Source organism: Pseudoalteromonas sp. T1lg76, from assembly GCF_002964725.1.
In the GTDB taxonomy this organism is placed as follows: Bacteria; Pseudomonadota; Gammaproteobacteria; order Enterobacterales; family Alteromonadaceae; genus Pseudoalteromonas.
The window spans coordinates 1-21957 of record NZ_PQCE01000040.1; the positions used below are offsets into that span (position 1 = coordinate 1).

Genomic DNA, 21957 nt, shown 5'->3' on the forward strand with positions numbered 1-21957 from the left:
ATGGTGCGGAAGGTGAGACTTGAACTCACACATCCGAAGATACTGGAACCTAAATCCAGCGCGTCTACCAATTCCGCCACTCCCGCATTTCGCTTAAGTATTTTATGGAACCTAAAACCAGCGTCTAATTCAAGACATCGGCCAATTCCACTACTTTCGCATACAAACTAGCTTTCCATTTTCCTTGGTAGTGGAAAATGGTGGCTACGCCCTGATTTGAACAGGGGACCCCATCATTATGAGTGATGTGCTCTAACCAACTGAGCTACGTAGCCAACTTTTGTTTGTCATCATCGCTGATGCGGGGCGTATTATGCTGATATGGTGAAAGCGCGTCAACACCTTTTTGCGAAAAACACATTCAGGATGAATCGTTTGCTTGAAAAACAAACGAAGCGAATAAAAATCGACTTATCTTGCTTAAAAAGCCTACAAAAAAGCCCGCAAATAGCGGGCTTATCAAGGTAAAAACTTTTTATACGTTGAACAAGAAGTTCATCACATCGCCGTCTTTAACTATGTATTCTTTACCTTCTTGGCGCATCTTACCCGCTTCTTTGGCTCCATTTTCGCCTTTGAATTCGATGTAGTCAGCGAAAGCAATAGTCTGGGCGCGAATAAAACCACGTTCAAAATCGGTGTGGATCTTACCGGCGGCTTGTGGCGCCGTTGCACCGACAGGAATAGTCCAGGCACGAACCTCTTTCACACCGGCGGTGAAGTAGGTTTGCAGCTTTAACAGCTCATAACCACCACGAATTACGCGGTTAAGACCCGGTTCTTCAAGGCCCAAGTCGGCCATAAACTCTTCGCGATCTTCATCATCAAGCTCAGAAAGTTCCGCTTCGATGGCGGCACAAACCGGGATCACAACTGCATCTTCTGCAGCGGCGATTTCACGTACCTTGTCCAGGTGTGGGTTATTTTCAAAGCCATCTTCATTGACGTTGGCAATGTACATGGTTGGCTTGATGGTTAAGAAGTTAAGATAGGCGATAGCCGCTTTCTCTTCTTTCTCTAGGCTTAATGAGCGTAGCGTTAAGCCTTCATCAAGGTGTGCTTTTACTTTCTCAAGTACCTGAATTTCAAATTTGGCGTCTTTGTCGCCACCTTTGGCTTTTTTCGCTTGACGCTGCATGGCGCGATCGGCGGTATCCATATCGGCTAGTACGAGCTCGGTATTGATAACATCGATATCGTCAGCTGGATCGATCGTGCCCGCTACGTGAACGATATTTTCGTTTTCAAAGCAGCGAACCACATGGCCGATGGCATCTGTTTCACGAATGTTGGCAAGGAACTGGTTACCTAGGCCTTCACCCTTAGAAGCGCCTTTAACCAGACCGGCAATATCCACAAACTCCATGGTCGTAGGTAGAATACGCTGTGGTTTTACGATTTCGGCCAATTGATTTAGGCGCGTATCTGGAACAGGAACTACACCCGTGTTTGGTTCGATGGTACAAAACGGGAAGTTTTGCGCTTCAATACCAGCTTTAGTAAGTGCGTTAAATAGAGTTGATTTACCTACGTTAGGCAAGCCAACGATGCCACATTTAAAACCCATATTCTTAATACCTATTTAATCTTTAAGCCTAAGGCTTAAATGAATGGAGTCTGTTTTGTGCTTTAAGCACACCATCTTTCGCCAAAATTTCCATACAACGCACCGCTTCATCTACCGCTGCGTTAATCTTTTCTTGATCTGCCGCCGGAGCCTTGCCTAAAACCCAGCCAGTTACTTTATCTTTGTGTCCGGGGTGACCAATGCCAATGCGTAAGCGCATAAACTCTTTATTATTGGCCATCTTGGCAATGATGTCTTTAAGGCCATTATGACCACCATGACCGCCACCTTTTTTTAATTTGGCTGTACCCGGCTCTAAGTCCATCTCGTCATGAGCGACAAGAATACTCTCAACTGGGATCTTATAAAAGTTTGCCAGGCTTGAGACGGCTTTACCACTGAGGTTCATATAGGTGGTGGGGATCAATAATTTATATTCTGTGCCGGCAATAAGCACCTTGCCGGTTAGGCCATGGTATTTGCTATCGGGCTTGAGGATGCAGTTGTAGCGGGCGGCCAGTTCTTCGATAAACCATGCCCCTGCATTATGGCGAGTATCTTTGTATTCGGGGCCTGGATTAGCCAGGCCCACTAGCATTTGAATAGTATTCAAGGTGCTAACACCTTAAACCTTATTCTGCTGCTTCTTCAGTTTCTGCGTCTTCAGCTGCAGCGCCTTTAGGAGCAACAACAGTTACAACTGCTTGGTCGTGATCAGCACCTTTAGCTAGTTCAACAGAAGAAACACCTGAAGGAAGTTTAACGTCAGATAGGTGTAGTGAATCACCTGCAGCTAGTTTAGCTACGTCTACTTCGATGAACTCAGGAAGTACTTTAGGAAGACACGTGATTTCGATCTCAGTTAGCTGGTGAACAACAGTTGCACCTTTCTTAGTTACTACATCTTCGTTGATGAAGTGTACAGGGATGCTAGTGTGGATCTTAGAGTTAGCGTCAACACGTTGGAAGTCTAAGTGAGTGATCTTAGGCTTGAACGGGTGACGTTGTACGTCTTTAAGGATCGCTTCAACTGACTCACCGCCGATGTTTAGCGTAAGGATGTGAGTGTAGAAACCTTCGTGTGCTTGCGCTTGAATGATTTTGTTGTGGTCAAGCGTTAGAGATACAGCTTCTTTGTCTGCGCCGTAAAGGATTGCAGGAACTTTGTCTGCACGACGTAGGCGGCGGCTCGCACCAGTACCTAGCTCAGCACGTACTTCTGCATCAAATGTGTAAGAAATGTTAGACATGGATGTCTCCAAAATAATTTAGTTAAAGTTTTAAGACCTTCGCGACCAAAAGTCTTAGCCGATTGATAGCCGTTTAAACAACCACCAATCAAAAAAGGCGCGCTATAGTACCACCGCGACCTTATAAAATAAACAAGAGATATAAAAAAACACCGCAATTGCTCAGAGCTAATGGCTAAGCGATTGCGGTGTTTTTCAAAAGGCTAGGGGGAAACCCGAGCCCTCGCTAAGATGTTGAGCTTAGTGCTCGAACATCGCTGAGATTGACTCTTCGTTGCTGATGCGGCGAATGGTTTCGGCCATCATATCGGCAAGGGTCAATACCTTGATGTTATCCAGCGCTTTTAGCTCGTCAGATAGAGGGATTGAATCGGTTACAATCACTTCATCGATTACTGAGTTGCGTAGGTTCTCGGCTGCTTTACCAGAAAGCACCGGGTGCGTGGCATAAGCAAATACGCGCTTGGCGCCATGCTCTTTCAGCGCTTCAGCTGCCTTACATAAGGTACCACCGGTGTCGATCATATCGTCAACGATAATACAGTCACGGCCTTTAACATCACCAATAATGTGCATTACTTGTGAGACGTTGGCTTGTGGACGACGCTTGTCGATGATCGCCAAGTCTTTATCGTCTAGTAACTTAGCGATAGCACGGGCACGTACTACACCGCCGATATCAGGAGACACAACAACAACATCTTCAAAGTTGCGCTGCTTCATGTCTTCGATTAGTACCGGGCTACCGAATACGTTATCTACTGGCACATCGAAGAAACCTTGGATTTGCTCTGCGTGTAGGTCAACGGTTAGTACGCGGTCGACACCTACGCTAGATAGGAAGTCGGCAACAACCTTGGCCGTGATTGGTACACGAGCAGAACGCACGCGGCGGTCTTGGCGAGCATAGCCAAAGTAAGGAATTACGGCGGTGATACGGCCTGCTGATGCACGGCGTAGCGCATCAACCATAACGATCAATTCCATTAAGTTGTCGTTAGTTGGCGCACAGGTAGACTGGATAATAAAAACGTCCGATCCACGGACGTTCTCATTAATAGACACACTGATTTCACCGTCGCTAAAACGACCAACCTCGGCATCGCCTAGTTCGATATATAAACGTTTTGCAACTTTTTGAGCAAGTTCAGGCGTTGCATTACCAGCAAAGAGCTTCATGTCTGGCACGGTAGGGGTCCTCGGGCACTGAAATTTGGGACTAACTTGTAAGTTAAGCATATCGACTGCGATGGCAAACCAAGGTTTGCAAAGGTGCAGGAGTATGCCTGGTTACAGGCTAACTTAAACACTTTACTTCTCTAAACCAAGTGCCGTATGAGCGGGCGACTTGTTCAGGTTTTTGGCAACAAAGCCATGCCATTTTTCAGGCAGCTTTTCTAGAGCATTGCGTGCGGCTTGTTCATTTTCGAACTCGGCAAAGCAACATGCCCCAGTGCCAGTCATTCTCGACGGGGCGTATTTTAACAACCACAGCAGTGTTTTTTCAACCTCGCTGTACAGCTTTTTGACCAGCGGCTCACAGTCGTTACGCTGCTGCGCCAGTTGCCACTGCTCTGGAAGTTTCTCACTATCACGTATTAAGTCGGGGTGAGTGAAAACAGCGGCGGTACTAATATGCACCTGAGGATGCACCACTAAATACCAGCGTTCAGGCAGCTCCACGGTGTGTAATTGCTCACCTATGCCGCGTGCCAAGGCGCTGTGGCCGTGAATAAAAACCGGCACATCGGCGCCCAGTGACACCCCAAGTTCAGCCAATTGTGCCAAGCTGAGGCGTTGTTGCCACATTTTATTTAAAGCCAGCAGAGTGGTGGCTGCATCGGATGAGCCACCGCCAACGCCGCCGCCCATGGGCAGCACCTTGTCTATGCTGATGTCGACACCCTTATGAGCATAGCCTAATTCTTCATAGCGCTGCTGCAGCATGCGCGCGGCGCGATAGATAAGGTTATCGGTATTGGCTACGCCGGGCAGGGGAGCGACGGCAATCTCCTGGTCAGGGCGCTCTTTAAAGTGCAAGGTGTCGCCGTAATTGAGAAAAGTAAACAGGGTTTCCAGTTCATGGTAGCCGTCCTCGCGACGCCCGGTGATATGTAAAAAGAGGTTAAGCTTTGCCGGGGCAATCACGCTCAAAGTTTCCAAATTCATTGCACTTGCCATTGATTAATTAAAAGTTTTACCCGCAGTGACTCATGAACCAGGGTGATGCGGGTGGGCAACCAGACGCCGTTTATGGCCTCGTATTCTTCATAGCGAATTTGCCAGCGGCGCTGATCCGGGCTTAGCCAGTGGGCGCTGCGCACGCGTTCGAGCTCATCCAACTCGGCATCGCTCTCAAGTTGCCCGAGCAGCCAGCTTTGCGGTTCAGCTAATGGCAGCAGCCAGCCGCTTAAGCGGTAAACCAGTTGCTGCGCATTCTGATCTTGATAATGCTCATCATCCACTTCCAGGTGTACCTGCTCACCTTGCTTTTGCAGGCGCAGTACATTGGTGCCGATAAAGGTGTTGAGATCCAGTTCATAGTCTTTATTTTGCTGTTGCCACACAAAGTTAGCCGATTGGCGCTTTTGTGGCGAAATAAAGGCCATTTTCCCTTCCGCGCTGAAATGAGAGATGGTCGCAAGTTGCTGGCGCCAGTTGTCATCTGGGGTGGTGGATTTTGGGATTTGTTGAGCACAGCCGGTGATAAACAAAAAAAACACCAGCAAAATCAATCGAAAGTTAATCAAATGTCTTTCCTGCCTTTTCTTATTCGCTTGATTTTCGTAAAATTATTCGCTTGTAGCAGGTTTTGACCAATATTAATTGCAAGCGATTTGTATTTAGCGTCGAATAAAGCGTTTACCAGCATCGTAAAAATCCATTTGCCGGTAAAGCGCTTGTGTGCGCTAATTTATCAATGAGTAGGTATTTAATCAAATTGGTTGTTAAGCAATAGTTGTCACCATGACCATAGTCGCACTGGGTATTAATCACAAAACGGCCTCCGTTGATTTACGAGAAAAAGTCGCCTTTTCGGCGGAGCAGCTTGATCGTGCACTACAGCAACTCACCATGCAGGATGAATTCGCTGAGTCCGTGATTGTTTCGACCTGCAACCGCACCGAAATTTATTGCTCGCTAGAGAGCGGCACACCCGAGCAGGTATTGCAGTGGCTGGCCGAGTTTCATTGTCTCGATATCGAAGAGCTGGCCGACAATGTTTATAGTTACGACCATAATGACGCCATAGCTCACCTGATGAAGGTGGCATGTGGCCTGGACTCCTTAGTCTTGGGCGAACCGCAAATTCTTGGGCAAATTAAACAGGCTTATGCCAGCGCCAAGAAAAATGGCGGTGTTGGCGTGCTGTTCGAGCGTTTGTTCCAGCGTACCTTCTCGGTGGCCAAACAAGTTCGTACCGAGACCAATATAGGTGCCAGCGCGGTTTCCGTTGCCTATGCAGCGGTGAATCTGGCTAAGCATATTTACGGTCAACTTAATAACACCAGCGTTTTGCTTATCGGGGCCGGCGAAACCATAGAGCTGGTAGCGCGCCATATTCATCAGCATTCACCCAAGTCCATGACGGTGGCAAACCGTACTCTGGATAGGGCCCGTAATCTGGCCGATGAATTTGCCGCTGGGGTGATCTCCCTGGCGCAATTGCCCGAGCAACTGGCCAATGCTGATATCGTTATAAGTTCCACAGCCAGTACCTTGCCTATTATCGGTAAGGGTGTGGTTGAGCAGGCGCTGCGCACCCGTAAGAACAAGCCCATGCTGTTTATCGATATCGCCGTGCCGCGGGATATCGAAAGCCAGGTAGCGGAACTTGACGATGCCTACCTTTATTCGGTGGACGATCTGCAGGCCATAGTGAGTGAAAATATGGCGACGCGAGAGCAGGCAGCAGAGCAGGCGCAGGGCATTATCGCCGCCAAGGTGGAAGAGTTTGCCAGTTGGCTGAAGTCCCTTGATTCGCTCGATATGATCCGCGATTACCGCAACGAGGTAACGCAAACCAAAGAACAATTGTTAGAGCGGGCGCTAAGCCAGCTTGCCAGCGGTAAAGAACCGGACAAGGTGATGGTCGAGCTGGCCAATAAATTGACCAATCGTTTGATGCACGCTCCTACCAAGGCGATTAAAGACGCCGCCGAAAAAGGCGAGCTGGGGCAGTTGGCACAAATGAAGAAGATGTTAGGAATTAACCAGGAATAACAAACAGATGAAAGAGTCCGTATACCGTAAGTTAGAATCCTTAGTGGAACGCTATGAAGAAGTGCAGGCGTTGCTCAGTGATCCCGAGGTGATCGGCAATCAGGATCGTTTCCGCGCTTTATCTAAAGAGTATTCGGAGCTCGAAGAAGTAGCAAAAACCTTCACCGCATACCAGCGAGCGCAGGACGATGTCGCCGCAGCGGAAGAAATGCTCAAAGACTCAGATCCAGATATGCGCGAAATGGCTCAGGAAGAGTTCAAAGAAGCCAAAGGCCAAATTGAAGCTCTTGAAGACGAGCTTCAAGTCTTGATGCTACCTAAAGATCCAAAAGACAACAACAACGTCTTCCTTGAAGTACGTGCCGGTACCGGTGGTGACGAAGCGGCGATTTTCGCCGGTGATCTATTCCGCATGTACAGCCGCTACGCCGAGTCACAAAAGTGGCAGGTGGAAGTGGTCAGCGCCAACGAAGGTGAGCACGGCGGCTACAAAGAAGTGATCGCTAATATCAAGGGTGATGGCGTTTACGGCAAGCTTAAGTTTGAATCCGGCGCCCACCGTGTACAGCGTGTGCCAGAAACCGAATCGCAAGGTCGTGTGCATACCTCTGCCTGTACCGTTGCCGTGATGCCAGAAATTCCAGAGGCCGAAGCCATCGAAATCAACCCGGCGGATATCAAGGTTGATACCTTCCGCGCCTCCGGCGCCGGTGGTCAGCACGTTAACAAAACCGACTCGGCAATTCGTATTACTCACTTGCCAACCGGTGTGGTGGTTGAATGTCAGGACGAGCGTTCACAGCATAAGAACCGTGCCAAGGCCATGTCTGTACTTGCCGCTCGCCTAGAGCAGGCAGAAACGGAAAAACGTCAGGCCGCAGAAGCAACTCAACGCCGTAACCTGGTAGGTAGCGGTGACCGCTCTGAGCGTATTCGTACCTATAACTACCCGCAGGGTCGTATTACCGACCACCGTATCAATCTAACCCTATATCGCCTTAACGAAATCGTTGCTGGCGAACTGGGTGCGGTTATTGACCCACTTTTACTTGAGCATCAGGCCGACCTACTGGCGGCGATGGGAGAGGAATAAGTTGGCACTGCCATCCATAGATGATGCCTTGTCAGCGGCCACAAAGCGCCTGCAAGCCCTGAGCGACTCGCCAAAACTTGACGCTCAGGTGCTGATGCTGCATATCTTGCAACGTCCCCGCAGCTACCTTTTTGCCTGGGGCGACCGCCCACTTAGCGAACAGGAATACCATGACTTTACGCAGCTGCTGGAAAAGCGCTGCGCTGGTCATCCCGTTGCTCACCTCACCGGAGTACGGGAGTTCTGGTCGCTGCCCATCATGGTTAATAACAGCACTCTGATCCCTCGCCCCGACACAGAAACTCTGGTTGAACAAGCTTTAGCGTTAGCCCTGCTGGATAACGCCAGAGTGCTTGATCTTGGCACAGGTACCGGAGCCATAGCCTTGGCGCTGGCCTCGGAGCGCCCCAGCTGGCATATCGATGCCCTTGATGCCAGCGCGGATGCAGTGGCATTAGCACTAAAAAATAAGCAAAATCTGGGGCTTAGCAATGTGCAAATTATGCACAGCGACTGGTTTAGCGCCCTTAATGATGTTACATATGATTTAATCGTCAGCAATCCGCCTTATATCGATGCGGCGGATCCCCATTTGCAGCAGGGTGATGTGCGCTTTGAGCCGCTTAGCGCCTTGGTTGCCGCGCAGCAGGGGCTGGCAGATATAGAACATATTATTATTCATGCCAAAGCGTTTTTAGCGCGCCCCGGTGTGCTGATGTTTGAACATGGTTACGAGCAAGGTGCCGCGGTGCGTCAATTGTTCACCGACCATGGTTACATTAATGCCCGCACCGAGCGCGATTTAGGTGACAATGACCGCATTACCCTGGCCGAGTTGGTGCCCGGGTGTGCGTAGAATAAAGATAAAATAACAACAAAGGTCAACAGACCCTTAAGGAAGAACATGGATTATATCGCTATCAAACACACGCATGTGCTATTTGTGGTGCTCAGTGTAGTGCTTTTTTACGTCCGCGCGTTTTCGCGCCTTGGTAGTGGCAAAATTGCCGCAAACAAGGGCGTGTTTATCACCAGTCATGTAGTCGACACCCTATTACTAGTGAGTGCGGTGGCGCTACTGATTGTGGCCAGCATGAATCCGTTGACCATGCCCTGGTTATGGCAAAAAATCATCCTGGTTGTGGCCTATATTGTTATTGGCTTTAAGCTACTAAAAGCGCAAAGCAAAGGGCAAAAATGGCTATGGCTGGGAGTTAACACCTTGGTGTTGTTGGCAATTGGCTATTTGGCGGGTACAAAATCCGCGTTTTTCTAACCGTGAATACGGCGCTAACGCAGTGAAATTGGTATCTTAGGGCGATCCTAGGTAAACTAGTGGCCATTTTATTGCCTGTGAGATATCCCTATCTATGTCTGATGTTTGGTTAGATGACCAATTTGATTTAGAGCACAGCTACAGTGTTAGCGCCATAAACCGTTGTATTGCCGCCGAATCACGCTGGCAGGCCCAGGCTCAAGCCGAGCAAGCCTATACGCAGTTGCAAAGCTTAGAGCAGCAAGCGCATGAAATCGTTGCGCGCCATGAAGATGATAAACATCAGGCTCTGGATGCCGTGGTCGATAGTTTCTACACCGAATGGGGCTTTAGCGGCACCCATCAGGATGTGCCCGAGTATCGCCTTAACAGCGTGTACTTTGCCCTGCTTTATCGCACCGGAAACAGCCTGGCGCTGGGCATTATTTTGCACGGTATTTTAGAGGACGCAGGTTTTAATGCGGATCTGGTGCTGGTGGATCAAAGCGTGATGGTGCAGGTGCACTTTAGCGATCAGGAGCATTATCTGATCGAGCCGACTTCGGGCCAGCAAATGTGGCATCTGCAACCGGAAAACGCCGAGCCAGAGCAAAGCCCAGAGCTGCTTATCGACGAAGAAATCTATAAGTTGTACCTGGCCCATCAAAAATGGGCGTTTATTGCCACCGAGCGTTTTGGCAGCGCCTTGGCCTGTGCCGAGCTGTTGTTAGAGCTGATAGGTGACGACCCTTACGAGCGTCGCGACCGTGGTTATTTGCTCAATCAGATTAATCGCCCTGAGCTGGCCAAAGAAGATCTGCGCTTCTTTGTTGAAGAGTGCCCAGACGACCCAGGTATTGAAATAGTACGCCATCAAATTGATGAGCTCGACAATAATAACAACACACTACATTAGTAAGGAATCATTATGGATCAACCTGCTGAGGCCATGATCAGCAATCCAGCCGTGGTGATGGGCCTGCTCGCCGTAATTCTCGGCGTGATTTTTAAAACCGCCCATAGTCAAAACCACTGGCTACGGACCTTTTATAAGTATGTGCCAGCGTTGCTGCTATGTTACTTCCTGCCTTCTTTACTCAATACCTTTGGCATAGTCGACGAAAAAAGTGCGAAGAGCGTGTATCACGTGGCTTCGCGCTATTTACTGCCAGCCTGTTTGATTTTGCTGACCATCAGTATCGATTTAAAGGCCATTATTAACCTTGGCCCCAAGGCGCTGATCATGTTCCTGACCGGTACCCTAGGCATAGTCATAGGCGGCCCCTTGGCCATCCTGGTTATGAGTGCGGTAAACCCCGAGGTAGTCGGCGGCCATGGCCCGGATGCGGTGTGGCGTGGCATGACCACCATAGCCGGCAGCTGGATAGGCGGCGGGGCTAACCAGGCCTCGATGAAGGAAATGTTTGACGTTGGGGGGGATATCTTCTCCGCTATGGTGACCGTAGATGTCATTGTTGCCAACCTCTGGATGGCGGTATTGCTCTTGATGGCTGGTAACCATAAAGCCATAGATGCGAAAACCGGCGCCGACACCAGCGCCATCGAAGATCTTAAAAAACGCGTCGAAGCCTATCATGCCGAACATGCACGCCTGCCGACCTTGAATGATTATATGACCATAATCGCCATCGCTTTTGGTATTACCGGTCTGGCTCATTTCTGTGGCGATATACTGGCGCCTTATTTCGACCAGTTTGCCTGGGCGCAAGAATACAGCTTAAACAGCAAGTTCTTCTGGCTAATCGTGATTTCAACCACCATAGGTATTGGTCTGTCATTTACCCGTGTGCGTCATATCGAAGCATTTGGCGCCTCAAAAGTGGCATCCAGCTTCTTATATATTCTGGTAGCCTCTATCGGTTTGCATATGAATATCACCGCCATCTTCGATACCCCATGGTACTTTGTCTTGGGTGTTATCTGGATGCTGACGCACGCGGCCTTGATGTTGATTGTTGCCAAGGCCATTAAGGCGCCGCTGTTTTATATGGCGGTGGGCTCGCAGGCCAATGTTGGCGGTGCAGCTTCGGCGCCCGTAGTGGCTTCGGCGTTTCACCCCTCGCTAGCACCTGTAGGTGTGCTGTTGGCTGTGCTGGGTTACGGCGTAGGTACGTATATGGCTTATATTTGCGGCTTGATCATGCAGTCGGTCGCCCCTTAAGGAATTAAAAATGACCATTAAACAAATTAATATTGGCGCCATTGAATTGGCCAACGACAAACCCTTTGTACTGTTCGGTGGCATGAATGTGTTGGAGTCTCGCGATCTTGCTATGCGCATCGCCGAGCACTATGTGGAAGTGACCAACAAGTTAAACATTCCTTACGTGTTTAAAGCCTCTTTTGATAAGGCCAATCGCTCGTCAATTAATTCTTATCGCGGCCCAGGTCTGGAAGAAGGTTTAAAGATTTTTGAGGAAATCAAGAGCACCTTTAATGTGCCTTTGATCACCGACGTGCATGAACCTTATCAGGCCGCGCCAGTGGCCGAAGTAGTTGATGTGATTCAGTTGCCAGCCTTCTTGGCGCGTCAAACCGACCTGGTGATGGCCATGGCCAAAACCGGCAATGTGATCAATGTTAAAAAGCCGCAGTTTTTAGCGCCGCACGAAATGCGTCATATCATCAAGAAATTTGCCGAAGCCGGTAACGAGCTGGTGGCCTTATGTGAGCGCGGCACCAGCTTTGGTTATAACAACCTGGTTGTTGATATGCTGGGTATGGACGATATGAAAACCATGGCCCCAGTTATCTTTGACGCTACTCATGCCTTGCAGCGCCCTGGCGGACGCAGCGATAGCGCCGATGGCCGTCGTGCCCAGGCTGCAGAGCTGGCACGCAGCGGTATGGCACTGGGTATTGCTGGTTTGTTTATTGAAGCGCATCCGAACCCCAATGAAGCCAAATGTGACGGCCCTTGCGCCTTGCCACTGGCTAAGTTAGAAGGGTATTTAACGCAAATGAAGGCCATTGATGATCTGGTAAAAAGCTTTCCACCGCTAGATACCAGCGCCAGCGATCTGTAGATTTATTTTAAATGATTTAAAGCCAGCCCTAGTTGCTGGCTTTTTTTATGTTTGAGTCAGCGCTGCGCACTAAATTGGCATCTTGAAGGCCTTTGTATATAATCAGTTCAAATTAAAAAAACTAATCTATTGGCTATGGCTCGGCGACTTCCCCCTCTTAATTCCCTCAAGGCTTTTGAAGCTGCGGCAAGGCACTTAAGCTTTACCAAGGCCGCAGAAGAGCTTTATGTTACTCAGGCCGCGGTGAGCCATCAGATCAAAACATTAGAAGAGCATCTTGGCTTAAAATTATTTTTACGTAAGAACCGCTCTTTATTGCTGACCGAAGAAGGTCAGGGTTATTTTCTCGATATCAAAGAGATCTTCACCCAGCTGGACGATGCCACCGAAAGGCTCCTGGCTCGCGGTGCCAAGGGCTCCTTAACCGTAAGTCTGACTCCAAGTTTCGCCATTCAATGGCTGGTCCCACGCTTAAGCCTGTTTAACGAGCAGCATCCGGATATCGATGTGCGAATTAAGGCGCAGGATCAGGACGACAACTCGCTACAAGATGATGTGGATGTGGCCATTTATTATGGTCGTGGCCACTGGAGTGGGGTGGAAACCCATAAGTTGCATACGGAATATCTGGTGCCCTTGTGCAGCCCCATGTTGCTCACCGGGCCCAAACCCCTGAACGAGCCACAGGATCTGCAAAATCACACCTTGTTGCACGACACCACCCGACGTCCTTGGAAGGTGTGGATGAAGACCGCCGGGGTGCGTAATGTGCAGGTGAATCAGGGACCGATTTTTTCCCACTCTTCCATGGCCATGCAGGCCGCAACCCATGGTCAGGGGGTGGCTTTAGGGAACCTGGTATTGGCAAAACCTGAAATCGACGCCGGACGTTTGATCGTGCCCTTCAATCACAGCTTGGAAAGTAAAAATGCCTATTATCTGGTATTTCGTGAGTCACAATCCGAGCTGGGTAAAATAGTGTCCTTTAAAGAATGGATGTTAGGTCTGGTAGAAAAAGAGCAGGAGCAACTCTAAATGCAGTGGTTTAATGCAGAGCAGCCGATTGCTCAATTTATTTTTGCCCATGGCGCCGGCGCCGGTATGGACAGTGAGTTTATGCAAGAGCTGGCGCGCTTAATGGCAGCGCAGGGAATTAGCGTTGGCTTGTTTGATTTTCCCTATATGGAAAAAGCCAAGGCAGAGAACAAGCGTCGCCCACCGGATCGCGCCGACAAGCTGCTGGCCAGTTTTAATCAACAACTGACCCAGCGGCAAGATGCCTTGCCCTTGTTTATCGGTGGCAAATCCATGGGCGGGCGCATGGCCAGTATGCTGGTGGCGCAGCCCGAAGGAAGCAGTGCAGAGGTGCGTGGAGTATTAGCCTTTGGTTATCCGTTTCATCCTCCGGGGAAAAAAGACAAGCTCAGGGTTGCCCACTTTGATGATATCAAGGTGCCGTTTTGCGTTATTCAGGGCGAGCGGGATACCTTTGGCAAGCGCGATGAATTAAGTCAGCTTGCCGACACCCGTCCGGCACAAATCCATTGGTTGAGTGACGGCGACCATTCCCTGGTGCCGCGTAAAAGAAGCGGTTTTACCCAGCAGGGCAATTGGCAGCAGGCGGCGGATGTCGCCGTGAACTTTATTAAGGAGCAGCTATGAGTCAGTTATTTTTGGTGCTAGGCGCGATTTTCGCAGGGCTCGGTGTTATACTCGGCGCCTTTGCCGCTCATGGCCTAAAAAGTCGGCTCTCGGAGTACGCTATCGGCGTCTTTCAAACCGGGGTTGAATACCAGATATATCATGCACTTGGGCTCATATTAATTGGCGTGCTGGGGAAACTCGGGATGCAATTTAATGTCAGCGGCTACTTTATGCTCGCCGGCATCCTATTATTTAGTGGCAGTCTGTACGCTTTGGCCCTAACCGGCATTAAGTGGTTTGGCCCCATTACTCCCTTAGGTGGCCTGTGCTTTATTGTCGCCTGGGCGGCGATGGTTATTAAACTTTTACAAATGAAATAAGTCATTACCATGTCCTGTATCGTTATTTATTGTCGCGCTGGTTTCGAAAACGACGCTGCCGCAGAGATCACTCACCACGCCAGCAATCTAGGAGTGGGCGGTTATGTTAAGACGAAGCCGAATTCGGCCTTGGTGGCATATCACTGCTATAGCCAAGATGAAGCAGAATACCTGATCAAGAAGATTCCGTTTAAGGACATGATCTTTGCCCGCCAGTGGTTTATCGGCACGCAAGTAGCAAAAATGCCTATCGACGACCGCGTTGGCAGCATTTGTGAGGTTGCCAAGTCATTCCCTCTATGTGGTGAATTGCGCGTGGAAACCTGTGATACCAACGAAGGCAAAGAGCTTTCTAAGTTCTGTAAAAAGATCAGCAACCCTCTGGCCAAGGCATTAGAGAGTCAGGAAACCCTGCTGCGTCAACAGGTTAAAAACCGCCCGACCTTGCATGTGTTGTTTATCGCCAGCGATACCGCTTATGTGGGTTATTCGTTTAGCTTTAACAACTCACCCTTGTATATGGGTATCCCGCGCCTGCGTTATCCTAAGGATGCACCGAGCCGTTCAACCCTTAAGCTTGATGAAGCCTTTATGATGTTTGTGCCTGAAGATGAGCGCGAAGAGCGTGTGGCCTCGGGCATGAAGGCAGTGGATTTGGGTGCTTGCCCCGGCGGCTGGACCTATCAGTTGGTGCGCCGTGGCATGTTTGTGCAGGCCATAGACAATGGCCCCATGGATCAGGCCTTGATGGACAGTGGTCAGGTTAAGCACTATCGTGAAGACGGCTTTAAGTTCCGCCCTGAGCGTCGTAATATCAGCTGGTTGGTGTGCGACATGGTGGAAAAACCAAGCCGCGTGACCGAGCTAATGATTGATTGGGCTGTGAACGGTTTTGCGAAGGAGCTGATTTTCAACCTTAAGCTGCCAATGAAAAAGCGCTTTGATACTGTGTACGAGAATCTCCAGCGTATTCGCGATGAACTGCATGAGTACGGCGTAAAATACAACCTGCAGGCCAAGCACCTGTATCATGACCGTGAAGAGGTTACGGTACATCTGCAAGTGCTGCGCGTACCGCAAAACGTATTTAGCTAAGATATATACCTATGATGCAAAAAAGCCAGAGATTAACTCTGGCTTTTTTTGTATTGCTTCACCAAGAGGCTGATCAGATAACTGGCCGCGGCTATGCCGAAAACGTCGGCAGTTAAATCCACCAGATCAAAGGTGCGACTGGCAACAAAGGCCTGGCTTATTTCCTCGCTTAGGGCAAAGAGAAAAACAATTAAGGCGCCCCAGTAAAGTTTTACCCTGCCAAGGTGCCAGTAGGCGGCTTTTAAGGCCAGGCTCAATAATAAGGTGGCGGTGCCAAAGAGTACGAAGTGGCCCAACTTATCGCCATAGGGCAGGGCTCTGACCAAGTCAAAAAAGATGCTTGGCTGGCCTGTATTAGCGAGATAAATTATCCAGCCCAAAAACGCAAAAAAGCCAAGCGCCAATAACATCAGCGTCCATTGCCAGGTGCCTTTCATATTATTGCCCGCGATAATTGTTACGGTAGTTTTCCACCCACAACTTGGTGGCGCCACACACGGCCACCGGCATGACTATCATGTTGAGAATGGGGATCATGGCACAGAGCATCACCCCGGCGCCAAAGCCGTAGGACAGTCCCCTATGTGCATTTAAATCGCGTTTCATATCACCAAAGCTCACCTTGTGGTTATCGAAGGCGTAATCCTTATATTGAATGGCGAACATCCAGCAGGTAAACAGCGCCCAGATGATCTGTCCAATTATCGGCAGAAACCACATAAGGATAAAAAAGCCGATGGCGCGGGGCAGGTAATAGCACAGCTTGGTCCATTCCCGGCCAAGCATACGCGGCACATCGCGCATGGTATCGAGCAGGCCGTCGTCGTTGACGCGCTGCCCGGTTAAATGTAATTCCACCTTCTCGGCGAGGATGCCGTTAAAGGGGGCGGCGATAAAGTTGGTGATCACCGTAAAGATCATCGAATAGCTAAATAGCACCACCAGAAGTGCTAAAGGCCACAACAGCCATTCTAGCCAGGACAACCATTCGGGCAGCTGGGCATTAATCCAGGCGAAGGCGTCGGTCAGCCAGCCATAAATAAAAAACAGGGATGTGCCGAAGATCACCAGGTTGATCATCAGGGGGATCAGTACAAAGCGTTTTAGGCCTTTTTCGGTGATCATTGGAAAACCACTAAAAAAGTATTCAAATCCGCGACCTAACTGCATGCTTTACCTCAAAGTGTTACAGGGTATGGTTTGCAGTATATCTAAGGCGCTGCGAATTTACAGCGCAAAGTGGTAAACAATTGTTGCAAAAACAGCGGGCTAGGGTTTTAAAAAACGGCCAAAAAAAGCCCTGCTAGGCAGGGCGTTTATTGTCAACTTTAAACCGTCTCCTAAGGAGGTGGTGATGGTCAGTTCTTATCTTCGAGCATGTCTGCTTCTTGCTGCTGACGTTCGCGGTAGGCACCGCTTTGCTCTTCGATGAGCGTCGGTGTTTCCTGCTGAGCGCGTGACACCTGGTTCATCTTTAAGATGTTTTCGGCGTTTTGCAGATCCGAGGTATTGCTGAAGCCGGCAATGTTTTCACGTGCTTTTAAGAAGCTGTGGATTTCATCGACTATGGTATTGAGCTCTTGCTCATTCTTCTTCATCGCCATCACGTAACGCGGCATCTCAACATTATCGGCACCGCTGGTGGCGAAGGTGCTTGAGCTGATACGCGAACTGATGATCCAAGGCGTGATTGACGACTTGATCACCACGTTTTCACTGCGCGTCGAGTCATGGATTGACATACCGGTAGAGATCTTCGACTCGGTGAAAGTACCTTCGGTTTTTAGATACAGTAGCAAAGAGCTAAATTGCATTTCCGCCCAGAACACATGGCTGAAGTTTTCCAACATACGGCCTATAGTGCTGAAAATTTGCCACATAAAGAAAGTACCAAGCACGGCCACGATCAGGCCAGAGAGCTCGCCTAACCAGTTTTGTAACAGCTCGATATTGCCACGGTTGGCGGCACGGGTGAACTCAGGTAACAGGCTGCTCTGCTGGCTGATAAAGTGATACAGGCCAATGGCTTCACCGGCCAGTGAGAAGAACAACAAGGCACCGATCACCAGACACAGCTGAGCCGCTGTGGTGCTTACCAAACGGGTAATATTAAAGCCCTTGTGGCCAGGACGCGGATTAAACTCAGGCTGGGTTTCAATCAGCAATTCGCCGCGGAAATCACCCTTGCTGCTGCTTTGCTCATTCAAGACCGGATCGAAGTCGATATAGGTACGGTTCGGGATTTCCTTATAGCGGCGGTTGGCCAGAACTATGCTTTCGATATTGATGAAGATCTCGTTCGGATGCACTTCTTCTTGCAAGTTAGCACGGTATTCGCTGACCTCGGTGGCCACTTCGTTTTGTTTGCTACGGGCATTAATCAGGTAGAAGACTGCCGCGCAGCAAAGCGCACCTAGGAATAATAAGGTAAAGAGGCTAGGCCAGGCCGAGAACAGGCTTACCTTTTCTGTCAGCTGTGCCCATTGCTCCAATTCCCCCTTATGTGGGGCGAAGAAATGATGATAGATAAGACCTATAACCACGGGGAAAATCACCGAAAAGGCGATGATTTTCGCAAGTGAGGCGGCGCCTACGTCTTTAAGACGTTTTACTCGGTTCAGGCTTACCGCATTGGCGGCACTGCGCCAGCATAGCAGCAGGTAAACCAAAATCAGTGCCGAGAATACCGGTACGATAATATGACCCGCTTCACCGGCCAGGCCAGATGATGAGACAAAATAGGTCAGGCCGAAGGCAACAAAGGCCAAAATGGTTTGCAGAATAACGCCGATGACCTCCTGTGCCACATTACGCATGGGGTAGGGCAAGAAGATTAATTTTGGTAATACCGAGTGAGCAAAACGACCTACCCAGCCCTTGGGCTCGGTGAAGGTGGCGTTTTTGCGCCCCATCAACATGGATTCCAAGGTTTTCGCCGTATAGGCTAGGGAACCTTTCTTTTGCTCCAGCGCCGCATTTTCCTGCTCGCTCTTGCTTAGGTTGGGTGCTAATGAGCTGGGGACCGAGCGGCCAACGAAGAATTTAAACAGTTGGAAAAGGCCGCTACCACAGCGTTTTAAACCTAAGATCATAAGCACTAAGCCTACTGCTGCGTAGGCCCAGGCAGAGATCATGTCGGTTTGTGTTAAAGAGGTGACTTTAAAAAGGCTAAATAAACCAATCAGGGTGATAATGGCACCACCTGCGGTGCGTATCGTTCCTTCAATTTTAAATGGGTTAGAAATACCTAGCCCTTTCGAGCCAAAATCATAAGCCATGATGATTCCTTGGAGTTAATAGAATTCTTTAGTCCGTTTTATGCGCGTTTTCTATGCGCTCGGAAATTGCTGGGTGTGATGAGAGATAATCCCACAAAGTGCCTTGCTCTTTTTCATCCATCCCGTGCGCCTGAGCCAGGGCCTGCATGGCCTCGGCAAAAGCCGAGCGATGATAGCCTAATTGGCTAAGCTGCTCTAGTGCAAAGGTATCGGCCTGACGTTCCATATCGCGAGAAAACTGCTGTTGGATCAAGGCCGAACCCGTACCCATGATGATCTCAGCAAAGCCTTCCAGGTCGCCAAACATCAGCGCCAAAGTGACCGAAGAGCCGGCGGATTGGGCCGCCAAAGTCAGGCCATGCTGATATTGAACATGGCCAATTTCGTGCAGTAATACCGCAAGCAGGGCGGTGTCGTTATCTTTGAGGATCAGCGCGAGTTCGTCGGTTAAGACCACCTGGCCGTCGGGCAGGGCAAAGGCATTGGCGCCTATCTCAGGGGCACTGTAGAAGTGCAAAACCAAATGCTCGGGAGCCTGGTCCATTTTCGCAATATGGCTTTGCCACAAGGTGCGAATATGGGTTTGCTGCGCATAGTCCAGATTAGTGGGTTCCAGATACACGTATTCCAGTGCTGCCAGAGTTTGCTCTGATGCAGCATGTACCACAGAGTCTGGCAATGAGCGAGCGACCACAGCGGCGCTGGCGGGAATGAACTTAAAGAACAACAGCCAGGCGAGCACAGCGCTGGCTATTACACAGCCAAGCACAGCCGTTTTATGTTTTTCGATGCGCTCCAGCAGGCGATCCCAAGCGGACTCCGAAGGCCAGCGATGGCTGGCGCTATGGGGTACAAAACGACTGCCGTCAATAAACACCAGCTCTACCGGCAGGCCGCTGAGCTGCTGGCCTTGACGGTATTGGTCAAATTGCACCAGCAATTCATCGCCACTGTAAATGCGCACTTGCTCGCAACTGCTATCTTGCGTCAGCCACAGGGTTACTTCCGTGCTGTGGCTTTGATTGTTCAGGTAATAAAACCCGGTGACTTGCATGCGTTAGCCCAAAGACAGATCGATATCGAACATGTCAGCGGCTTCTTCGCCAAACGCCGATTGCTGCTCACCCAGTTGATCGTGCAGGGTTTGCGGGTCGCACAGGAAGGTCACTTCGGTGGCGTTACTAAGCATGCGGGCGCTGCGCACCTTGGCCCAAGGGTAGGCCAGACCCAAGCTACAGACGATGGCCAGGGTATTGGTAAATACCAACAGGGTGTAGTCGATCATCTTCAAATCCGACTTAAAATCGGCAATGCCGTGCAACTCACTGCTATTAAGCAGGTGATTACGAATATGGGTTTGGTAAATGCCCGTGGCCACCGCAAAGGCAACAAAGTAAACAATCATCATCATCACCATGATGCTTACACCGGCAATAGCACCGGCTTGGTCGTTCATCATTTCCGGGTCTTGGATCATGGCCTCCAGGCCAAAACCGAAGGCACCAGCCAGGGCTAGCATGATCACCGCGACAATGCCGGCGGCAACATAGGCCATCAGCGCCGCTAAATAATACTCACCGCCCTTGGTATTGACACTAATGGGGGTATCGGAAAACTCAATATGGCTGTGTAAATACTGGTCCATGCGTTTAAACACGTACGGAAGCAATAAATAAAGGGTGAATACGCTGGCCACTGGCAGCAATAAGAACACCACAAAGGCCTCGCCATAACTGCCCTTAAAGTTAAAGCGCACATTGCGATAACGGCTCATACGCATATTAAAGCGCATGCCCTGATTTATGATCCAGGGCGTTAAAAACAGCAGAATAAAAATCGCCAGTATGCCCAGCACAGGCACAAACTGGGTGCAGAACATATAAATAACAAAAAAGATAAAGGCAAGAATGCGGCCTTTTAGTATCTGAATCGGCGTTGCCAGATAATCAAATCGATGGCCATCGAGTTGCGTGTGGCCGTAGAAATAACGATAGGTGCGTACCTTGGCCCAGGCGGAATAAATTCCCAGGGTTAGCAAGGTCAAAACGATGTTAACGATCCAAATTGAGAAAAACTCTTTCCCTGAGCCACTAAACTCGACGCGACGGCTATAAGGTTGAAACTGAGGCGTCGTGTTAGTTGCGCTATCTGTTTGTGATAAATCCATTTTTTTAGTCTTTTTGGCGGTTAAAACGCAGCTCATTAATTTAGCGTTAAGTTTCGAATAATGCAACAGATGCAAGGGCTTAACCTGCTTTTACTCTCTGCAATGGGGCAAAGCATGTGTATAATAGGTCGGTCCTCCTTAGTTATTAGCCAAGGCCATGCCCTATGCTTTCAAAAAATCAGCAAAAGCACCTGCGTCAATTAGGTCAAAAGAAATACCGTAAACAGCAGCAAGCATTTTTAGTTCAAGGCACTAAAAATGTGCTTGAACTGTTGCAAAGCGAGCATGGCATCACCGAACTCTTTGCCAGCGATGAGTTCTGCGCGGCCCATAAACAACTGATTGAAAGCCGTTTAAGTGGTAAGGATGTGCATCACAGCGATGAAGCGGCCTTGTCTAAGGTCAGTACCCTGGTTACTAATAACGATGCCATTGCCGTGGCCCCCATGGCTCAGGTGGAAATCGAGCATACCCCTTGGCAAATAGCCCTGGACGGCGTCAGCGATCCGGGCAATCTCGGCACCATCATTCGTTTGGCGGACTGGTACGGTTTTAAACAGGTCTTGTTGTCGGCCAATTGCGCCGATCCTTATAACCCCAAGGTGATCAGTGCCACCATGGGCTCCTTTACCCGGGTGTCATGCCATCAAGTCGATTTGCCCGCCTACCTGGAAAGCTGTGATAAGCCGGTTTACGGCGCTTTCTTAGGTGGACAAAACCTGCATCACACCGACTTTGGCGGTCAAGGCATCTTGGTGATGGGCAGTGAATCTCACGGTATCAGTGATGCAGTGGCGGAGCATGTCAGCGAGCGTATCACTATTGCCGGCTATGGTGGCGCCGAATCCTTAAATGTGGCTATTGCCAGTGGCATTATTTTAGATAATATAAAGCGTTGTCACGGTTAAGCGCCTGGCGCTAAGGCAGATGTTGCAACCAATAATAACTAGAATAACA

23 protein-coding genes and 2 tRNA genes are annotated in these 21957 nt (G+C 49.6%); 12 read left to right on the forward strand and 13 right to left on the reverse strand.

Annotated elements, in window-relative coordinates:
* Window position 1: 1 nt before the first annotated feature.
* From C2M35_RS14055 to lolB, 8 genes are all read right to left on the reverse strand, one after another.
* Window positions 2-86, reverse strand: a tRNA-Leu gene (locus C2M35_RS14055).
* A 112-nt stretch (window positions 87-198) separates the two neighbouring features.
* Window positions 199-275 (reverse strand) — tRNA-Met (locus C2M35_RS14060).
* Window positions 276-475: 200 nt separating this feature from the next.
* Entirely contained in the window at window positions 476-1567 is a 1092-nt protein-coding gene (gene ychF / locus C2M35_RS14065; RefSeq protein WP_105200657.1) for a redox-regulated ATPase YchF, read from the reverse strand.
* A gap of 28 nt (window positions 1568-1595) precedes the next feature.
* Entirely contained in the window at window positions 1596-2165 is a 570-nt protein-coding gene (gene pth, locus C2M35_RS14070) for an aminoacyl-tRNA hydrolase (protein ID WP_199774434.1), read from the reverse strand.
* Window positions 2166-2199: 34 nt separating this feature from the next.
* Window positions 2200-2817 carry a 50S ribosomal protein L25/general stress protein Ctc gene (locus C2M35_RS14075; protein ID WP_105200655.1) on the reverse strand — a complete coding sequence of 206 codons (618 nt, stop codon included), beginning with the start codon at window positions 2815-2817 and terminating at the stop codon, window positions 2200-2202.
* 240 nt (window positions 2818-3057) lie between these two features.
* Window positions 3058-4005 (reverse strand): ribose-phosphate pyrophosphokinase, encoded by a 948-nt coding sequence (locus C2M35_RS14080; protein ID WP_105200654.1) that lies wholly within the window; start codon window positions 4003-4005, stop codon window positions 3058-3060.
* 123 nt (window positions 4006-4128) lie between these two features.
* A complete protein-coding gene (gene ispE / locus C2M35_RS14085) occupies window positions 4129-4986 on the reverse strand; it encodes a 4-(cytidine 5'-diphospho)-2-C-methyl-D-erythritol kinase (protein ID WP_105265612.1) in 858 nt (285 codons plus the stop codon).
* Window positions 4983-5567 carry a lipoprotein insertase outer membrane protein LolB gene (gene lolB / locus C2M35_RS14090; RefSeq protein ID WP_105265613.1) on the reverse strand — a complete coding sequence of 195 codons (585 nt, stop codon included), beginning with the start codon at window positions 5565-5567 and terminating at the stop codon, window positions 4983-4985. Before lolB ends, ispE begins: the two co-directional genes overlap by 4 nt.
* Window positions 5568-5784: 217 nt before the next feature.
* On the opposite strand from lolB, the gene hemA reads away from it, so the two are divergent.
* From hemA to rlmM, 11 genes are all read left to right on the forward strand, one after another.
* The gene (gene hemA / locus C2M35_RS14095; protein WP_105200651.1) at window positions 5785-7041 is read left to right on the forward strand and encodes a glutamyl-tRNA reductase; all 1257 of its coding nucleotides are present in this window, start codon (window positions 5785-5787) and stop codon (window positions 7039-7041) included.
* Window positions 7042-7048: 7 nt separating this feature from the next.
* A complete protein-coding gene (prfA, locus tag C2M35_RS14100) occupies window positions 7049-8134 on the forward strand; it encodes a peptide chain release factor 1 (RefSeq protein ID WP_105200650.1) in 1086 nt (361 codons plus the stop codon).
* Window position 8135: 1 nt separating this feature from the next.
* Complete coding sequence (gene prmC / locus C2M35_RS14105) at window positions 8136-8990, forward strand: peptide chain release factor N(5)-glutamine methyltransferase (protein WP_442792762.1); 855 nt, start codon at window positions 8136-8138, stop codon at window positions 8988-8990.
* A gap of 48 nt (window positions 8991-9038) precedes the next feature.
* Window positions 9039-9410, forward strand: coding sequence for a SirB2 family protein (locus tag C2M35_RS14110; protein WP_105200649.1), 372 nt, complete (start codon window positions 9039-9041; stop codon window positions 9408-9410).
* A gap of 94 nt (window positions 9411-9504) precedes the next feature.
* Complete coding sequence (locus tag C2M35_RS14115) at window positions 9505-10305, forward strand: tetratricopeptide repeat protein (protein WP_105200648.1); 801 nt, start codon at window positions 9505-9507, stop codon at window positions 10303-10305.
* Between the two features lie 12 nt (window positions 10306-10317).
* The gene (locus C2M35_RS14120) at window positions 10318-11571 is read left to right on the forward strand and encodes a DUF819 family protein (RefSeq protein ID WP_105258501.1); all 1254 of its coding nucleotides are present in this window, start codon (window positions 10318-10320) and stop codon (window positions 11569-11571) included.
* A gap of 10 nt (window positions 11572-11581) precedes the next feature.
* Entirely contained in the window at window positions 11582-12436 is an 855-nt protein-coding gene (gene kdsA / locus C2M35_RS14125) for a 3-deoxy-8-phosphooctulonate synthase (RefSeq protein WP_105265614.1), read from the forward strand.
* Between the two features lie 135 nt (window positions 12437-12571).
* Window positions 12572-13471 (forward strand): transcriptional regulator GcvA, encoded by a 900-nt coding sequence (locus tag C2M35_RS14130; protein WP_105200646.1) that lies wholly within the window; start codon window positions 12572-12574, stop codon window positions 13469-13471.
* Window positions 13472-14098, forward strand: a complete 627-nt coding sequence (locus C2M35_RS14135; RefSeq protein ID WP_105200645.1) for an alpha/beta family hydrolase — start codon at window positions 13472-13474, stop codon at window positions 14096-14098.
* The gene (locus tag C2M35_RS14140; protein ID WP_105200644.1) at window positions 14095-14460 is read left to right on the forward strand and encodes a DUF423 domain-containing protein; all 366 of its coding nucleotides are present in this window, start codon (window positions 14095-14097) and stop codon (window positions 14458-14460) included. Before C2M35_RS14135 ends, C2M35_RS14140 begins: the two co-directional genes overlap by 4 nt.
* Before the next feature lie 9 nt (window positions 14461-14469).
* Window positions 14470-15555: a 23S rRNA (cytidine(2498)-2'-O)-methyltransferase RlmM gene (gene rlmM, locus C2M35_RS14145; protein ID WP_105200643.1), complete on the forward strand. Its 1086-nt coding sequence runs from the start codon at window positions 14470-14472 to the stop codon at window positions 15553-15555.
* A gap of 32 nt (window positions 15556-15587) precedes the next feature.
* On the opposite strand, the gene C2M35_RS14150 is transcribed toward rlmM, so the two are convergent.
* From C2M35_RS14150 to C2M35_RS14170, 5 genes are all read right to left on the reverse strand, one after another.
* Complete coding sequence (locus tag C2M35_RS14150; RefSeq protein WP_105265615.1) at window positions 15588-15992, reverse strand: VanZ family protein; 405 nt, start codon at window positions 15990-15992, stop codon at window positions 15588-15590.
* A 1-nt stretch (window position 15993) separates the two neighbouring features.
* A complete protein-coding gene (gene cysZ, locus C2M35_RS14155) occupies window positions 15994-16725 on the reverse strand; it encodes a sulfate transporter CysZ (RefSeq protein WP_105213636.1) in 732 nt (243 codons plus the stop codon).
* Between the two features lie 188 nt (window positions 16726-16913).
* The gene (locus C2M35_RS14160; RefSeq protein ID WP_105200641.1) at window positions 16914-18833 is read right to left on the reverse strand and encodes a hypothetical protein; all 1920 of its coding nucleotides are present in this window, start codon (window positions 18831-18833) and stop codon (window positions 16914-16916) included.
* 28 nt (window positions 18834-18861) lie between these two features.
* Window positions 18862-19887, reverse strand: a complete 1026-nt coding sequence (locus C2M35_RS14165) for a M48 family metallopeptidase (RefSeq protein WP_105265616.1) — start codon at window positions 19885-19887, stop codon at window positions 18862-18864.
* A 3-nt stretch (window positions 19888-19890) separates the two neighbouring features.
* The gene (locus C2M35_RS14170) at window positions 19891-21000 is read right to left on the reverse strand and encodes a YjgN family protein (RefSeq protein ID WP_105265622.1); all 1110 of its coding nucleotides are present in this window, start codon (window positions 20998-21000) and stop codon (window positions 19891-19893) included.
* A 164-nt stretch (window positions 21001-21164) separates the two neighbouring features.
* On the opposite strand from C2M35_RS14170, the gene C2M35_RS14175 reads away from it, so the two are divergent.
* Window positions 21165-21908 (forward strand): TrmH family RNA methyltransferase, encoded by a 744-nt coding sequence (locus C2M35_RS14175; protein WP_105213632.1) that lies wholly within the window; start codon window positions 21165-21167, stop codon window positions 21906-21908.
* Window positions 21909-21957 lie beyond the last annotated feature (49 nt).